Source organism: Bacteroides sp. OM05-12 (genome assembly GCF_003438995.1).
In the GTDB taxonomy this organism is placed as follows: domain Bacteria; phylum Bacteroidota; class Bacteroidia; order Bacteroidales; family Bacteroidaceae; genus Bacteroides.
This window is the reverse complement of sequence record NZ_QSUN01000009.1, coordinates 60,669-76,760: the sequence shown is the minus strand read 5'-3', so window position 1 is coordinate 76,760 and position 16,092 is coordinate 60,669. Positions and strand designations below refer to the sequence as shown.

At 40.8% G+C, this 16,092-nt stretch carries 11 protein-coding genes; 4 read left to right on the top strand and 7 right to left on the bottom strand.

Annotation, left to right across the window (positions count from 1 at the left end):
- Positions 1-8: 8 nt before the first annotated feature.
- Together radA and DXB63_RS09515 are read right to left on the bottom strand one after the other, a co-directional pair.
- Positions 9-1,376, bottom strand: coding sequence for a DNA repair protein RadA (gene radA, locus DXB63_RS09520; protein WP_122126178.1), 1,368 nt, complete (start codon positions 1,374-1,376; stop codon positions 9-11).
- A 160-nt stretch (positions 1,377-1,536) separates the two neighbouring features.
- The gene (locus DXB63_RS09515) at positions 1,537-2,580 is read right to left on the bottom strand and encodes an asparaginase (RefSeq protein WP_122126177.1); all 1,044 of its coding nucleotides are present in this window, start codon (positions 2,578-2,580) and stop codon (positions 1,537-1,539) included.
- Positions 2,581-2,997: 417 nt separating this feature from the next.
- Here DXB63_RS09515 and thrA point away from each other — a divergent pair, with 417 nt between their 5' ends.
- From thrA to DXB63_RS09495, 4 genes are all read left to right on the top strand, one after another.
- Positions 2,998-5,430 carry a bifunctional aspartate kinase/homoserine dehydrogenase I gene (thrA, locus tag DXB63_RS09510; protein ID WP_122126176.1) on the top strand — a complete coding sequence of 811 codons (2,433 nt, stop codon included), beginning with the start codon at positions 2,998-3,000 and terminating at the stop codon, positions 5,428-5,430.
- Positions 5,431-5,434: 4 nt separating this feature from the next.
- Entirely contained in the window at positions 5,435-6,643 is a 1,209-nt protein-coding gene (locus tag DXB63_RS09505; protein ID WP_122126175.1) for a cofactor-independent phosphoglycerate mutase, read from the top strand.
- 6 nt (positions 6,644-6,649) lie between these two features.
- Positions 6,650-7,951, top strand: coding sequence for a threonine synthase (gene thrC, locus DXB63_RS09500; protein WP_122126174.1), 1,302 nt, complete (start codon positions 6,650-6,652; stop codon positions 7,949-7,951).
- Between the two features lie 297 nt (positions 7,952-8,248).
- Complete coding sequence (locus DXB63_RS09495; protein ID WP_122126173.1) at positions 8,249-10,768, top strand: M6 family metalloprotease domain-containing protein; 2,520 nt, start codon at positions 8,249-8,251, stop codon at positions 10,766-10,768.
- Between the two features lie 436 nt (positions 10,769-11,204).
- Here DXB63_RS09495 and menA read toward each other — a convergent pair whose 3' ends face one another.
- The 5 genes from menA to DXB63_RS09470 are packed head-to-tail and all read right to left on the bottom strand — an operon-like array spanning position 11,205 to position 15,987.
- Complete coding sequence (gene menA / locus DXB63_RS09490) at positions 11,205-12,092, bottom strand: 1,4-dihydroxy-2-naphthoate octaprenyltransferase (RefSeq protein ID WP_122126172.1); 888 nt, start codon at positions 12,090-12,092, stop codon at positions 11,205-11,207.
- A gap of 1 nt (position 12,093) precedes the next feature.
- On the bottom strand, positions 12,094-12,867 hold the full coding sequence (locus DXB63_RS09485) for a prephenate dehydrogenase/arogenate dehydrogenase family protein (RefSeq protein ID WP_122126171.1): 774 nt from the start codon (positions 12,865-12,867) through the stop codon (positions 12,094-12,096).
- Between the two features lie 10 nt (positions 12,868-12,877).
- Entirely contained in the window at positions 12,878-13,939 is a 1,062-nt protein-coding gene (locus DXB63_RS09480) for a bifunctional 3-deoxy-7-phosphoheptulonate synthase/chorismate mutase type II (protein WP_122126170.1), read from the bottom strand.
- A 10-nt stretch (positions 13,940-13,949) separates the two neighbouring features.
- Positions 13,950-15,131 carry a pyridoxal phosphate-dependent aminotransferase gene (locus DXB63_RS09475; protein ID WP_369869595.1) on the bottom strand — a complete coding sequence of 394 codons (1,182 nt, stop codon included), beginning with the start codon at positions 15,129-15,131 and terminating at the stop codon, positions 13,950-13,952.
- A 4-nt stretch (positions 15,132-15,135) separates the two neighbouring features.
- Entirely contained in the window at positions 15,136-15,987 is an 852-nt protein-coding gene (locus DXB63_RS09470) for a prephenate dehydratase (protein ID WP_122126168.1), read from the bottom strand.
- Positions 15,988-16,092: the final 105 nt, after the last annotated feature.

The window sequence follows — 16,092 nt, the reverse complement described above, 5'->3', positions numbered from 1 at the left end:
TCTCTTTTTTATCCGAATAAACATCGGAATGCTTCTTCTACTTTCCTTACTGGAACTAATTCTATTTTTATTTTCTTTGTATTCAATCCTTGCAAATTATGCTTTGGTAGGATAATCTGGTTGAATCCTAATTTCTCGGCTTCGCTTATTCGCTGTTCTATACGATTAACCGGACGAATTTCTCCGGATAGACCTACTTCTCCCGCAAGGCATACTTGCCTGTCTATTTCCGTATCCATGTTTGAAGAAAGAATTGCACTGATTACACTCAGGTCGATTGCTGGGTCATTCACTCTCAAGCCTCCGGCAATGTTCAGGAATACATCTTTTTGTGCAAGTTTGAACCCGACCCGCTTCTCCAGTACGGCGAGTAACATATTCATTCTTCTTATATCGAATCCGGTAGCGGAACGTTGAGGTGTACCGTAAGCAGCAGTACTGACGAGGGCCTGTGTCTCAATCAGGAACGGACGTATGCCTTCAATGGCTGAAGCAATGGATACGCCGCTCATTCCTACATGGTCCTGAGATAACAACAGTTCGGACGGATTACTCACTTGTCGCAATCCATCTTGTCTCATTTCGTATATTCCCAGTTCGGCAGTACTTCCGAAGCGGTTTTTGATGCTGCGCAAGATGCGATACATATAGTGCTGGTCGCCCTCGAACTGTAACACGGTGTCTACGATGTGTTCCAACACTTTCGGGCCGGCAATGCTTCCTTCCTTATTTATATGCCCGATCATTAAAACCGGAGTATTTGTCTCTTTGGCGAATTTAAGAATGGAAGCGGAACACTCTCTAACTTGCGCAATGCTTCCGGGAGATGATTCGATGGTTTCGGTAGAAATGGTTTGGATGGAATCAATAATAACTAAATCCGGATGGGTATTCTTTATGTGGACATAGATCTGTTCCAAAGATGTTTCGCAGACAATCAGACAGTCGGATGAGTTATGTTGGATACGGTCTGCACGCAGTTTCAACTGTCGTGCACTTTCTTCGCCCGATACGTACAATATCCGTAAATCCGGCAATCGTAGGACGGTTTGAAGTACGAGCGTAGACTTTCCGATTCCCGGTTCACCTCCAATTAAGACTAATGAACCCGGCACGAGTCCTCCACCTAAAACCCGGTTCAGTTCTTCATCACCGAGATTGATGCGTGGGTCGTCTCCCGTTATGATTTCATTTAATGCTGTTGGTTTGGCTTTAGGAGTTTCAATACCCGATACCGGTCGTTTGTTGGTCACTTCCTTCCGTACAACTTCTTCTACATAGGTGTTCCATGCACCGCAACTCGGACATTTTCCCACCCATTTGGGGGAATCCTGACCACAGTTAGTACATACATATACTGTTTTATCTTTTGCCATTTCTACCTTCTGTAAAGTTAGGTTACAAAGATACGTATATTTTATAATATATGTAAGGGCATTAAAATAAAAGCGAAGCCTTTGGGGTGGGCTTCGCTTTTTACGTTTGTGTTTCAATAGTAATTAGGTATTACAAGATAAACAAGGTTGGTATATAACGTTAAAATTTAGGTTGACTAATCTCTCCGGCTAATGAATAATTCATTGCCTTGTGTATTTCTTCGGTGGACAGTCCTTGTCCTTGCAAGAACATTAATTTGGTTATGGCAGATTCTGTTGTACTGTCATATCCGCATATCACACCTGCTTCAAGAAGCTGCAAACCTGTTTCGTATCGGTCCATTTCTACTGTCCCTGCACTGCACTGAGTAACATTGACAATTGTAATGCCCCGGCTTACGGCCTCTTTTAATAAGTGAATCAGCCACGGTTTACGCGGAGCGTTTCCCGTACCGTATGTTTCCAATATCACCCCTTTTAAATTAGGAATGTTTAAAGTTGCAGCAACGACACTCTCTTGTATTCCGGGAAATAACTTCAATACGGTTACATTTGCATCCAATTGGAAATGGGGCTTTAGAACCGTGTTTTTTTCCGGAAGGTATATCAGTTGCCGTTCATATTTTATATGTATTCCTGCTTCCGCCAGTATCGGATAATTGAATGAACGGAAAGCATTAAAGTTTTCTGCGTTAATCTTGGTGGTACGGTTTCCCCGCATCAAATGATTCTCAAAGAATATACAGACTTCCGGAACAGACGGTCTGCCGAGATATTGATCAGCGGCAATTTCAATACTTGTCAGTAGATTTTCTTTTCCATCTGTACGAAGTACCCCGATTGGTAATTGAGAACCTGTTAGGATAACCGGTTTCCCCAAGCCTTCGAGCATGAAACTTAATGCGGATGCTGTGTATGACATGGTGTCGGTTCCATGCAAAATAACGAAACCGTCATATTGATCGTAAGCTTCATATATGATGTCTACCAGTCGCGCCCATGCTTCGGGTTCCATATCCGAGGAGTCTATCGGGGGATTGAATTGATAAGAATCAATGGCAAAAGAGAACTTTTGAAGTTCGGGGATGTGCCTTTGTAATTGTTCAAAGTCAAAATTCTCCAAAGCTCCTGTTTCTACATTTTCAATCATCCCGATGGTTCCACCGGTGTAGATTAACAATACGGAAGCATTTTCTTTTGTCATATTCGGTTTTTATCACTTTTTCTGCTGCAAAGATAGGGTAATATTTGGTATTTCCTAACAAAATGATAGAAAAGTGTGCGGGGATATTAAAGCGTTCTTGTCTGTCGATCGTAATAAATATTGCGGTTTTACTACTTTAGCTATACAATTATCACATTTTTTTTGGAAAAAGTGATAGATTGTTCTAAATAATTGCTACATTTGCGACACGAATAAAAAAGAGAACGATAGAATATTATGATTAGATGCTATCTTTACACCACATCCATGTGTACCATGACCCTTCGGGGTTAAGGATAGTATTTGTGTATCTACGCGATTCACGCTTGCAGGAGCAAGCATTTTAACAACCAATTTTATTTATAATTTCAATAACTTGTTTCTCAATAGGAAGTGAGTTCTTAATTTATCATTCACATGAAAGTAATGAAATTCGGCGGAACATCCGTAGGTTCCGTGAACAGCATATTAAGTGTAAAAAGAATAGTTGAGTCGGTTGATGAACCGGTAATTGTAGTAGTGTCCGCTTTGGGCGGTATCACCGATCAATTGATAAAGACCGGTAATGTAGCTGCCATAGGGGATGCCTCGTTTAAGGAATCTTTTATTGCAATAGCTACCCGTCATATCAGTGTGGTAAAAGAATTAATACCTTCAGGGGAAAAGCAAACAAAACTTCTTTCGGAAATCGGTGCGTTGCTTGATGAACTGCAAAACATATTTAATGGTATTTACTTGATAAAAGATTTGTCTGTAAAAACATCAAATACGATTGTCAGCTATGGTGAACGCCTTTCTTCTCTGATTGTCAGTAATGTGATTGATGGGGCGGTATGGTTTGATTCACGGGAATTTATTAAGACTGAGCTGAAACATTCTAAAAACATTGTAGATACGGAGTTGACTAATCGGCTAATAAAGGAGACTTTTGCCGAACTACCTAAGATTTCTCTCGTTCCGGGTTTTATTTCAAGTGATAAGACAACAGGGGATGTTACTAATTTAGGGCGTGGAGGATCAGATCATACTGCTGCTATTATTGCTGCGGCATTGGATGCTTCCATATTAGAAATATGGACGGATGTAGATGGTTTTATGACAGCCGATCCAAAGGTTATTTCTTCGGCTTACACCATCAGTGAATTAAGTTATGTGGAGGCTATGGAGCTTTGTAACTTTGGTGCGAAAGTAGTGTATCCGCCTACTATTTATCCGGTTTTCCATAAAAACATACCTATAAAGATAAAAAATACTTTTAATCCGGATGCTGAGGGTACATATATAACTAGTAGTAAATCTCATAACGGGAAAGCGATTAAAGGTATTTCTTCCATTAACGATACTAGCTTGATAACAGTGCAGGGTTTGGGTATGGTAGGTGTTATCGGTGTTAACTATCGTATCTTTAAGGCTTTGGCAAAGAATGGTATTAGTGTTTTCCTTGTTTCGCAGGCTTCATCTGAAAATTCAACTTCTATCGGTGTGCGTAATGCGGATGCCGACTTAGCTTGTGAAGTATTGAACGACGAGTTTGCCAAGGAGATTGAGATGGGGGAAATATCCCGTATTACGGCGGAAACAGGGTTGGCAACAGTAGCGATAGTTGGGGAAAATATGAAACATACGCCGGGTATTGCCGGAAAACTGTTTGGTACGCTTGGTAAGAACGGAATAAATGTAATAGCTTGTGCTCAAGGTGCATCTGAAACTAATATTTCTTTTGTGGTAGAGTTTAGGTCGTTGCGTAAGTCGTTGAATGTCATTCATGATTCATTCTTCCTTTCTGAGTATCAGGTTCTAAACTTATTCATTTGCGGTATAGGTACTGTGGGGGGGAGTCTGATAGAGCAGATAAATATGCAGCAGAATAAATTGATGCGCGAAAATGGTTTGAAATTAAATGTTGTAGGTATTGCCGATGCCGATAATGCGATTTTTTCCCGCGATGGGATTATGTTGGACAACTATTTGCAGGACTTGAAAACGAAAGGTATTAAGAGTAATCCTGCTATCCTGAAAGAAGAGATATTGAAGATGAATATCTTTAACTCCGTTTTTGTCGATTGTACGGCAAGTGCGGCTATTGCCGATCTGTACAAGGATTTGTTGTCTCACAATGTTTCTGTGGTGGCAGCTAATAAAATCGCAGCATCTTCCAGCTACGATAACTATCAGGAATTAAAGCATATAGCACGCGTTCGTGGTATCAAATACTTGTTTGAAACAAACGTAGGTGCAGGACTTCCGATTATTAATACAATCAACGATCTTCGTAACAGTGGAGATAAGATTGTAAAAATAGAGGCGGTTCTTTCCGGTACGTTGAATTATATTTTTAATAAGATCAGTGCTGATATTCCATTTAGTAAGACGATTAAGATGGCGCAGGAAGAACGATATTCCGAACCGGATCCGCGTATTGATTTAAGCGGTAAAGACGTTATCCGCAAATTGGTAATCTTGGCGCGTGAAGCCGGATATAAATTGGAACAGGAGGATGTAGAAAAGAACTTATTTGTGCCGGATGATTTCTTTGAAGGTACTTTGGATGATTTCTGGAAGAAAGTACCTACACTCGATGCCGATTTTGAGGCTCGTAGAAAAGTTCTTGAGAATGAAGGAAAGCATTGGCGTTTCGTTGCAAAACTGGAGAATGGGAAAGGTTCGGTTGGTTTGATGGAAGTAGATTCACGTCATCCGTTCTATGGTCTGGAAGGAAGCAACAATATTATTTTATTAACAACTGACCGTTATAAAGAATATCCGATGATGATTCAGGGATATGGTGCGGGTGCAAGTGTGACGGCGGCAGGTGTTTTTGCAGATATAATGAGTATTGCAAACATTTAGTAACATGAAACACATTATTATATTAGGTGATGGTATGGCCGATTGGCCTGTAAAGTCACTTGGAAATAAAACACTTTTGCAGTATGCAAAGACGCCATACATGAATATGTTGGCAAAGATGGGACGCACAGGTATGTTGAAAACTGTGGCAGATGGCTTTCATCCGGGTAGTGAAGTGGCAAACATGTCTGTCATGGGCTACAATCTACCGAAAGTATATGAAGGCAGAGGACCGTTGGAAGCAGCAAGTATTGGTGTTGACTTGAAAGAGGGTGAGATGGCTATGCGTTGTAACTTAGTTTGCATAGATGGCGATATTCTGAAAAATCATTCTTCCGGCCATATTTCTACGGAAGATGCGGATATTCTGATAAAATATCTACAAGAAAACTTAGGCGACGAACGCGTTCGTTTTTATACGGGAGTGGCATACCGCCATCTCCTCGTTATTAAAGGAGGAAATAAAAATATTGATTGTACACCACCTCATGATGTACCTTTGAAGCCCTTCCGCCCATTGATGGTGAAAGCACAAACTCAGGAAGCGGAAGAAACAGCTCGATTAATCAATGATTTAATCCTGAAATCTCAGGAGTTATTGAGGAATCATCCATTGAACCTGAAGCGTATGGCAGAAGGTAAAGACCCGGCTAACAGTATTTGGCCGTGGTCACCGGGGTATCGTCCGAAGATGGAACCGCTTTCAGTTACTTTTCCCTCTATAAAGAAAGGAGCTGTTATTTCTGCGGTGGATTTAATAAATGGAATCGGTTATTATGCCGGTTTGCGCCGTATACAGGTGGAAGGGGCTACCGGACTTTATGATACGAATTATGAGAATAAAGTGGCTGCTGCATTGGAGGCTCTGAAGACGGATGATTTTGTTTATCTGCATATAGAGGCCAGTGATGAGGCCGGACATGAGGGAGATGTCGACTTAAAGTTACTGACGATTGAGAATCTGGACTCTCGTGCTGTCGGTCCTATTTATGAAGCTGTTAAAGATTGGACTGAGCCGGTAGCCATAGCGGTACTACCGGATCATCCTACACCGTGTGAACTTCGTACGCATACTAACGAACCGATACCTTTCTTAATATGGTATCCCGGCATTGAACCGGATGGAGTGCAAACTTATGATGAGTTTGCTTGTCAGGAGGGAGGATATGGCGTGATGAAAGAAGATGAATTTATTAAGGAATTTCTTAAATAAAGAATTATGCAATATTATAGCACAAACAAAAAGGCACTTCCTGCTACTTTAGAAGAAGCGGTGGTGAAAGGTTTGGCATCGGATAAAGGCTTGTTTATGCCGTGGACTATTAAACCGTTGTCTCAGGATTTTTACGATAATATAGATAGAATGTCTTTTCAGGAGATTGCTTATCATGTGGCGGATGCTTTCTTTGGAGAAGATGTCCCGGCTGATACATTGAAACAGATTGTTTATGATACACTTAATTTTGATGTTCCTTTGGTGAAGGTCAAAGAAAATATTTATTCTCTTGAACTTTTTCATGGACCTACGCTTGCTTTCAAAGATGTAGGTGGCCGTTTTATGGCACGTCTTCTCGGTTATTTTATTCGTAAAGAAGGTAAGAAACAAGTAAATGTCCTTGTGGCGACTTCCGGAGATACGGGTAGTGCTGTAGCCAATGGCTTTCTAGGAGTAGAGGGAATCCATGTCTATGTACTTTATCCGAAGGGTAAAGTGAGCGAGATTCAGGAAAAACAATTTACTACATTAGGACAGAACATAACAGCTCTTGAGGTGGACGGAACGTTTGATGATTGTCAGTCATTGGTGAAAGCTGCCTTTATGGATAAGGAACTGAATACCCATATGCAGCTTACCTCTGCAAATTCAATTAATGTAGCCCGTTTTCTTCCACAAGCTTTTTATTATTTTTATGCTTATTCCCAATTAAAGAGGATGGGGAAAGCTGATAATGTTGTTGTTTGTGTGCCGAGTGGTAACTTTGGTAATATAACTGCCGGATTATTCGGAAAGAAAATGGGACTACCGATTCGTCGTTTCATTGCAGCAAATAATAAAAATGACATTTTCTACCAGTATCTTCAAACGGGAAAATATAATCCTCGTCCGTCCATTGCAACGATTGCCAATGCGATGGATGTGGGTGATCCGAGTAACTTTGCCCGTGTACTTGATCTTTATGGAGAGTCTCATGAGGAAATTTGTAAGCAGATAAGCGGTACGACTTATACAGATGAACAAATTCGTGAAACAGTAAAGTGCACGTATGATGAAACAGGTTATTTGCTTGATCCTCACGGTGCATGCGGCTATCGTGCGCTTGTTGAAGAACTGAAAGACGATGAAACCGGCATATTCCTTGAAACAGCACATCCTGCTAAGTTTCTTGATACGGTAGAAAGAATAATCGGGGATAAGGTGGAAATTCCGGCAAAACTGCAAGAGTTTATGAAAGGCGAAAAGAAAAGTTTGCCGATAAGTAAAGACTTTGTTTCTTTCAAGGAGTATTTGATGAAAGAGTAGACCGACAACTCTTTATAAAGGAGAGTTTTCTTATATGGAATGAAGAATATGCCTACTTTTTACAGGAGGTGTGTTCTTCATTTTATTTTATCTGAATATTTTAAACATCTTGGCGGTTTTCTGATTACTGCTTGTATTAATGCGTTAGTATATAATGGAATACGCGTTATGTATTCTTTATTTACAATGATGATCTTATCTGTTTTTTTTATCATAAAATAGAACGGAGTTTCTCTTGCTTTTCTTGAAAGAATGTTTATTTTTGTTGTTCGTATAGTGGTTTCTTAAAATAAGCCTATGAAGAAGTCTGTTTTTTCTTTTATGTTATTGATAGCGGTAAGTCTAAGCTGCTTTACGTTGAGAGTGTATGCAGTTCCCGCCAAACCAACTCCTCTGACTGTTACTTTGCCTGATGGCACTACCTTGACTGTTCGTTTGTATGGAGACGAATCATTTCATTACTATATGACAACAGATGGCTATTTGTTACTTCGTGATGATAAAGGATATTTTTATTATGCGGCAGAGGCGGTGGATAAAAGTCTGAAACCGTCTTCTTATAGAGCTAATGATATCATGAAACGTACGGTGGTGGAAAAAAACTTTCTCGCTTCTCTTGATAAACAGAAAATACAGCAGGCGCTGCAAGTAGAAGAATCGAGTGCAACGAGGAGTATGGCTCCAAAACGTGTGGCTCGGAAAGCTTCTTATCCTACAATAGGCGAACAGAAAGGATTGGTTGTTTTAGTACAATTTCAGGATCGCAAGTTTACTGTGCCAAATCCGGTCGAGGCTTTTTCTGCTATGCTGAACAAGGAAGGATATAATGAAAACGGTGCGATAGGCAGTGCACGCGATTATTTTATAGAATGTTCAAGTGGACAGTTTATTCCTGAATTTGATGTCTATGGTCCTATTACCTTGGCACATGAGATGAGTTATTATGGTAAGAAAGGTAAAACGGGGCGTGACGATAACCCTGAAGAAATGGTGATAGAGGCTTGCCAGTTTTTAGATTCGGAGATAGATTTCAGGGAGTTTGACCGGGATGGTGACGGTGAGATAGATAATGTTTATCTTTTCTATGCCGGATATGGAGAGGCCAGTAGTGGTATAGAAGAAACTGTATGGCCGCATTCGTGGGATGTATTTGATGGAGCGGGGAAAAAAGTTTATCTGGATGGTGTGTTGTTAAATCATTATGCCTGTTCAAATGAATTATCTTATCCGGGTAATGGGATGACCGGAATCGGGACTTTTTGCCATGAGTTCTCCCATGTATTAGGATTACCGGATTTGTATGCGGTTTATAATAAGAGTGCTTTTACACCCGGCTCATGGTCGATAATGGCTAATGGCTCTTATAACAATAATCAAAAAACTCCTCCTTATTATTCTGTTTATGAGAGATATGCCTTGGGATGGATTGATCCGATAGAGATTGGAGGACCCGATGAACTGGTACTTGATACGATTTCTAAGAATGCAGGGTATATTATAAAAACAGATTCGGAAGATGAATACTTCCTTTTGGAAAACAGACAGCAGTATAAATGGGACGAATATATCCCCGGACATGGTATGCTTATCTGGCATATAGATTATAATAGTGCCATTTGGGAGCAAAATGTAGTAAATGATAAACCTGCCCATCAGTACGTGGATATTGAGGAGGCGGATGGTATTCTTTCCGAAGCAACCAGAGATGGAGATGCCTTTCCCGGAGCGTCCGGAATTACTCAATTTACGGATGATACAGCTCCTAATATGCGGACATGGAGTGGAAAGAAACTGAATAAACCGATTACAGATATTGAGGAAAGAGACGGCATCATCTATTTTAATATGAATGGAGGAATTCCTGCTGTGTATCCGGTTAAAGCATTACCGGCAACTGAGGTACATGAAAACTCTTTTGTTGCTAATTGGGAAAGCAATGACGATGCGGTTGGATATACGATTGATGTGTTTACAAAGGAATGGGGAGTGCCGGATTCCGTTATTGTTGATTTTACCGGAAGTGTTTCCAAGATTCCGTTTGGATGGGAAACCAATAGTTCGCAAGGATATGGGGCAGAGGGATTTTATGGCAAGGCTAAGCCGTCTTTGTATCTGACGATAGACAAGCAATATCTCAAATCGCCGTTAATGGGTGATGATATACGCGGATTGAGTTTTTGGTACAGAGGCCTGAGTACTTCTAAAGATGACCGGATTGTGTTGAGCCTATACGTCAATGATGAATGGAAGGAATTTGATGAGATAACTTTGGATGTAGAAGGTGGCATGATTGCGGAATGGAAAGAGGGAACGGAAAAGGCTCTCCCTAAAGGTTGCAGGGCGATACAGCTTCAGTATAGACGTTCCTCCGGAAATGTGGTCATAGATGATGTGACTTTATATTACGGGGGTGAGGTGGTACAACATTATCTTGATGGCTATGAAAGTCAAGATGTGGGAAACACACTTTCTTGTTTGGTAAAAGGAGTAGAGAAGTCTTTTGATTATTATTATACGGTGAAGGCATTTAATGGGGAGGAATATTCAAAGGCATCCAATGAAATAGAGGTTCCTATTTTGAAGTTATTAGGAATTGAAGCAGTCTCTCAGGGAGATAAAGTGACAGTTTATACCGAAGGTTCCGGAATCATTGTTATCTCGAATCTGGTTAAGAAAGTACCGGTCTCAATCCTGAATATGCAGGGAGCTGTCTTAGTAAAGGATGATGCGATGCCCGGAAAGAATAGATACTCCTTTAATCATAAAGGCTTATACATTATTTGTGTCGGCGGAAAGGCGTATAAAGTGATGCTATAAGATAAAATTAGATCATACGGTCGATTGTTTACGAACGATAGGAGTTTGTGAACAAAGGACCGTATGTTTGTCTTCAATCGACCGTATGTTTAAAATCAATCGTCCTGATGTTTTTTTTAATCAACCCGATGATTTTAAAAAACATCAGGTCGTTTGAAAAAAACATCAAGGTTGTCGTAGAAAAAACTCTTGATAAGATCTGTTTCCTCCCCCTTCTTTCATCCTTCAGATTAGGATATTCAGTTTGAATACCAGCTTGTTATCCTGAACTTTCTCCCTGAAAAAGTTTCAGCCGGCATAGGAGGAAAGAAAATCCTGAATGATTCGGGTAACTTGCTGAAAGATTCCATCCTTCAGCCTAATTCATTCTGTATCAGTGTCGAATGTGCCAGGCTGAAGGATGAAAGATAGGGTGTAAAACTTTACTGTCTGTATGTTATAAGATAAATCCGATGATGGAAAGGATGGAAAAGAGCGTTGTCAGTTGTGCTGTGCCTACATCAAGATGGGCTATCTTTTCCAGTGACTCTTGATCGACATCTTTCAACAATCGGATGTTCTTTAAAGCCAACGGCAAACTTAATAATATGAGTAAGCTCCAAGTAGGGAGATAACCGGCACAGATCATTATTATTTCTATCAAGTAAGAACCTCCTATCAATAAGTAATAATATGCTTTTGCACGTTTTAATCCCAGAATCATGGATAGTGTTTTAATGCCGGATTGTTTATCCAAAGGCATATCGCGGGTATTGTTTGCGTGTAGTATTGCTGTTGTAAGCAATGCGACAGGAAGAGAAATAAAAAAGCTTTGCAGATTGAACGTCCCGTTCAGTGCATATACCGTTCCATTGACTATGCATATACCGAAGGAGAATAAGATGACGACATCCCCCCAGCCCTGATATTTCATCTTGTAATAGAGTAATGTACAGGCTATACCGAATATTCCGAAGAACAAGAGTTGCCAGGATGAATATAAGAGGACGATTATTCCCAGTATGACAGCTAAAGCCAGCCAGCATAGTCCCATGGTCAGGAACGTTTTTGCCGTATAAGTACCGTTTAGCATCATATTCGTATCTCCGTATGATTCTAATTTATCCACTCCGTTTTTTGCGTCGTGATAATCACTGATGATGTTTCCGGCGGCGTGAAATGCGACCGTAGATAGTAAAATAAGCGGTGCCAACCACCAGCTGACCTCATACTCGTTTCCTCTTTGCAGAAAGAAAACATAAGAAATGCCGATTAAAACCGGCATTACCGATGCCGGGAAAGACCAAGGACGTGTTGCTAAGATAAGGTTTCTGTCTAATGCCATGTTATTTTATTTTTTCTCTGATTTTAGTCAGGTATTTTTTCATTGCCTCCGCATCTTTGTCGGTGATAATCTCCAACAGCTTTTTGAGCTCTAAACGGATGCCTTCTACTTGTGCCGGAGTACGAGGATTAAACAGTATTTCTTGTAGCAGATAGTCATCCTCGCTCAATAATCCTTGGGCGATTGCCATATGCTTCTTAAAAGTCGTGCCCGGTGCTTCCTGATGTTTCATTACAGCTGCGAATACAAAAGTTGAAACGAAAGGTATGGACAACGAGTAAGCAACTGTTTCGTCGTGCTCATCAAAAGTATATTCAAAGATATTAAGTTTCAAAGAGTTATACAAGTCTTTGAAGAAAACTTTTCCCAAATGGTCGCTTTCGCTGATGATAATGGCACTTTCACTGCTTAGATTGCTTAGGCTGGCAAAAGTAGGACCAAACATCGGATGGGTTGATACATAGCGGAATCCGCTTTCTTCATAGAATTTCTTCAGTCCTGTTTTGACCGATGCGATGTCACTTAAAATGCAATCTTTGGGTAGTACCGGAATGACGGTACGAAAAGCATCCAATGTGTATTTTACCGTAGCTGCGTTGATAACCAGTTCCGGCTCGAAGTCCTTGATTTCTTCAAGTGAGGTGAAGCGATAAGTGTTGTACACAAAACGCAACTGATGCGGATTGGTATCAAACACGGCTGTTTCATGCTGAAAACTCAGTATGTCGGTAAAGAAAGAGCCCATTTTCCCGGCTCCAAGTAGTAGGATTCTCATTGTTTGAGTCTTATTTATTGATAATTTCCATTTGTTGTCTTACACTTTCTTCGTGTATCGCTTCAAATACATTCTTGATGAAACCTGCATCCATTCCGCAAAGTGCACCTTGAGCTCCGCGTTTATCCAGTATCTCATTGTAGCGTCCTGTTTGTAGGATGGTCATATCATGTTCTTTCTTGAAAGTACCGATTTCACGGCAGATACGCATTCTTTTTGAAAGAATTTCAATGATAGAGTTATCACATTCATCGATTTGATGGCGCAGCTCGTTCAAATTTTCTGTGGTTTGTGTCTCTTTACGGATGACGAGTAAATTTAAGATGTAGTCCAGAATGTCCGGAGTTACTTGCTGTGAAGCATCACTCCATGCGCAGTCGGGATTACAATGTGACTCAACGATCAGTCCGTCGAAGTTCAAATCCATAGCCTGTTGACATAGGGAAGCTATTAATTCGCGTTTTCCTCCGATATGGCTTGGGTCGCAGAAGATAGGCAATTCCGGAATCCGTCTGCGTAGTTCGATGGGGATGTGCCATTGGGGAAGATTGCGGTATATCTTTTTATCGTAGGAGCTGAATCCTCTGTGGATAGCTCCGAGACGCTTTAATCCGGCATTGTTGATACGTTCCAATGCTCCTATCCAAAGTTCCAAATCAGGATTTACCGGGTTTTTAACCAGTACCGGAATATCTACCCCTTTCAGGGCATCTGCAATTTCCTGTACGGCAAACGGGTTGGCAGTGGTACGTGCGCCGATCCATAAAATATCTATGCCTTGTTTTAATGCTTCATACACGTGTTTGGCTGTTGCCACTTCTGTGGAAACATACATTCCGGTTTCTTTCTTTACTTCTTTCAACCATGTCAAACCTTCCACGCCGATTCCTTCGAAGCCTCCCGGTTTGGTACGTGGCTTCCAAATTCCTGCACGGAATATTTTGATTCCCTTGTCCGCCAGTTGGCGTGCGGTTTGCATGACTTGTTCTTCTGTCTCTGCACTGCATGGACCTGCAATAACAATCGGTCTTTTGGCTTCAATGCCCGGTAATAAGATTGATTCTAATTCCATCGTTGTATTCTCATTTAATTGTTTTCATTATTTTAATTCTATCAAGAGCTTCGCTCAGTTTGTCTTCTTTGCAACAGAGAGAGATACGGATATAACGTGCCCCGTTACTGCCGAAGATGAATCCCGGTGTGATAAAAACCCGTGCTTCATGGAGTACCTTTTCTGTCAACTCTTCCACATTATTATATAGAGCGGGAATCTTTCCCCATAAAAACATTCCCACCTGCTTCTCATCAAAGGTACATCCCAGAGCTTTCATGATTTCTTCTGCCAGATGACGACGACGGCGGTAAAGTTTGATGTTCATTTCTTCATGCCACTCTGCATTATTTTGCAATGCTTGTACAGCTGCGAGTTGTATGGACCGGAATGTTCCTGAGTCGATATTGCTTTTTACTTTTAGTATCCACTGCACGAATTGTGCATTTGATGCTAGCATGGCAACACGCCACCCCGGCATATTGTGACTCTTACTCATGGAGTTGAATTCTATGCAGCATTCTTTTGCATCCGGTACACTCAGCAAACTGATCGGTTTTTCATTTAAGATGAAACTATAAGGATTATCGTTCACAATGACGATATTATGTTTCCGTGCAAAGTCTACCAGTTTTTCGTATAGTTCCATGGAAGCATTGGCACCCGTCGGCATATTGGGATAGTTTGTCCACATTAATTTGACACGGCTCAAATCCATTTTCTCCAACTCCTCAAAATCCGGCATCCAACCGTTTTCTTCTTTTAGATTATAGTTGATAATCTCTGCACCCAGTAATTTGCTTAAAGAAGTGTAAGTAGGATAGCCCGGGTTGGGAACAAGTACTGCGTCTCCTACATTTACAAATGCAAGCGTCACGTGCAGGATTCCTTCCTTTGACCCGATAAGCGGTTGTATTTCTGTGTCAGGGTTCAACTCTACGTCGTACCATTTCTTATACCATTCGGCAAAAGCCTTTCTCAGTTCCGGTGTCCCGGTAGTTGGTTGGTATCCATGAACGTCCGGAAGCATGGCGTTCTCGCACAGTGCTTTGATGGTTGCTTCAGAAGGGGGCATATCCGGACTGCCGATACCAAGACTGATAACATTCTTTCCTTCGGCATTCATCTGTGCCACTTCTTTCAGTTTACGCGAGAAATAATATTCACTTACGCTTTCCAGTCTGTCTGCCGGTTTAATGCTATATGATTTCATTGTTTTATTTATTTATATCCATTTCGAATGAACTGTATTCTCCTAAAATTTTTAACTCCTTGGTTAATGGGGTGATTGCATCTAATGCCTGACGGTATCGCAGATAATCATCAAATGTCAGGTCGACATAGAATAAATACTCCCATTCACGTCCGATGATCGGTAAGGATTGTATTTTAGTAAGATTCATTTTGTAGAAAGAAAGGATGGAGAGTACTTGTGAAAGGCTTCCTTCGGTGTGTGGGAGAGAAAAAACAATACTTGATTTGTCTATTGCCGTTTCTTTTCTCCTGACTTCTTCGGCTCTCCATGCATCTGCTATGATTAAGAAACGGGTGAAGTTGTGCTTGTTGGTCTCAATACCTTCTTGAAGAATTTTCATTCCATATAGTTCCGCCGCAGCTTTAGAACAGATTGCCGCATGACCTTTCAAGTTATTCTGTTTGATAAGCTCTGCGCTTAATGCCGTATCTTCTGCTTCCACAACTTTCATGGTTGGGTGATTGTCTAGGAATTCACGGCATTGCATCAGTGCTATGGGGTGTGAGTTTACTTCTGTGATGTCGTCCCAATCTTCGTCGGGCAAGCAGACGATACTATGGGAGATACGTAATTTGTATTCTCCTATAATCTTGGTGTTGCTTTCACGTAGCAACTCATGGTTTTGTAAGAGGCTTCCGGCGATTGTGTTTTCTATTGCCAACATTCCCAGCGTAGAACTGTCTTTTCTCACACTTTCAAATACTTTTCCGAAAGTAGAACAACAGTTTAATTCGATTGTTTCTCCGGCAAAATACTTATGTGCCGCAATATCGTGGTACGAGCCCAATGTTCCTTGTATAGCAATCTTTCTCATTTGATCATGTATATAATAAAAAATCCCGCCTCATGGAAGCGGGATTTTGTTGTTTATTTACTTGTTTGTTTTCAATCTTGATTTTACTTGATACATACAAATTCC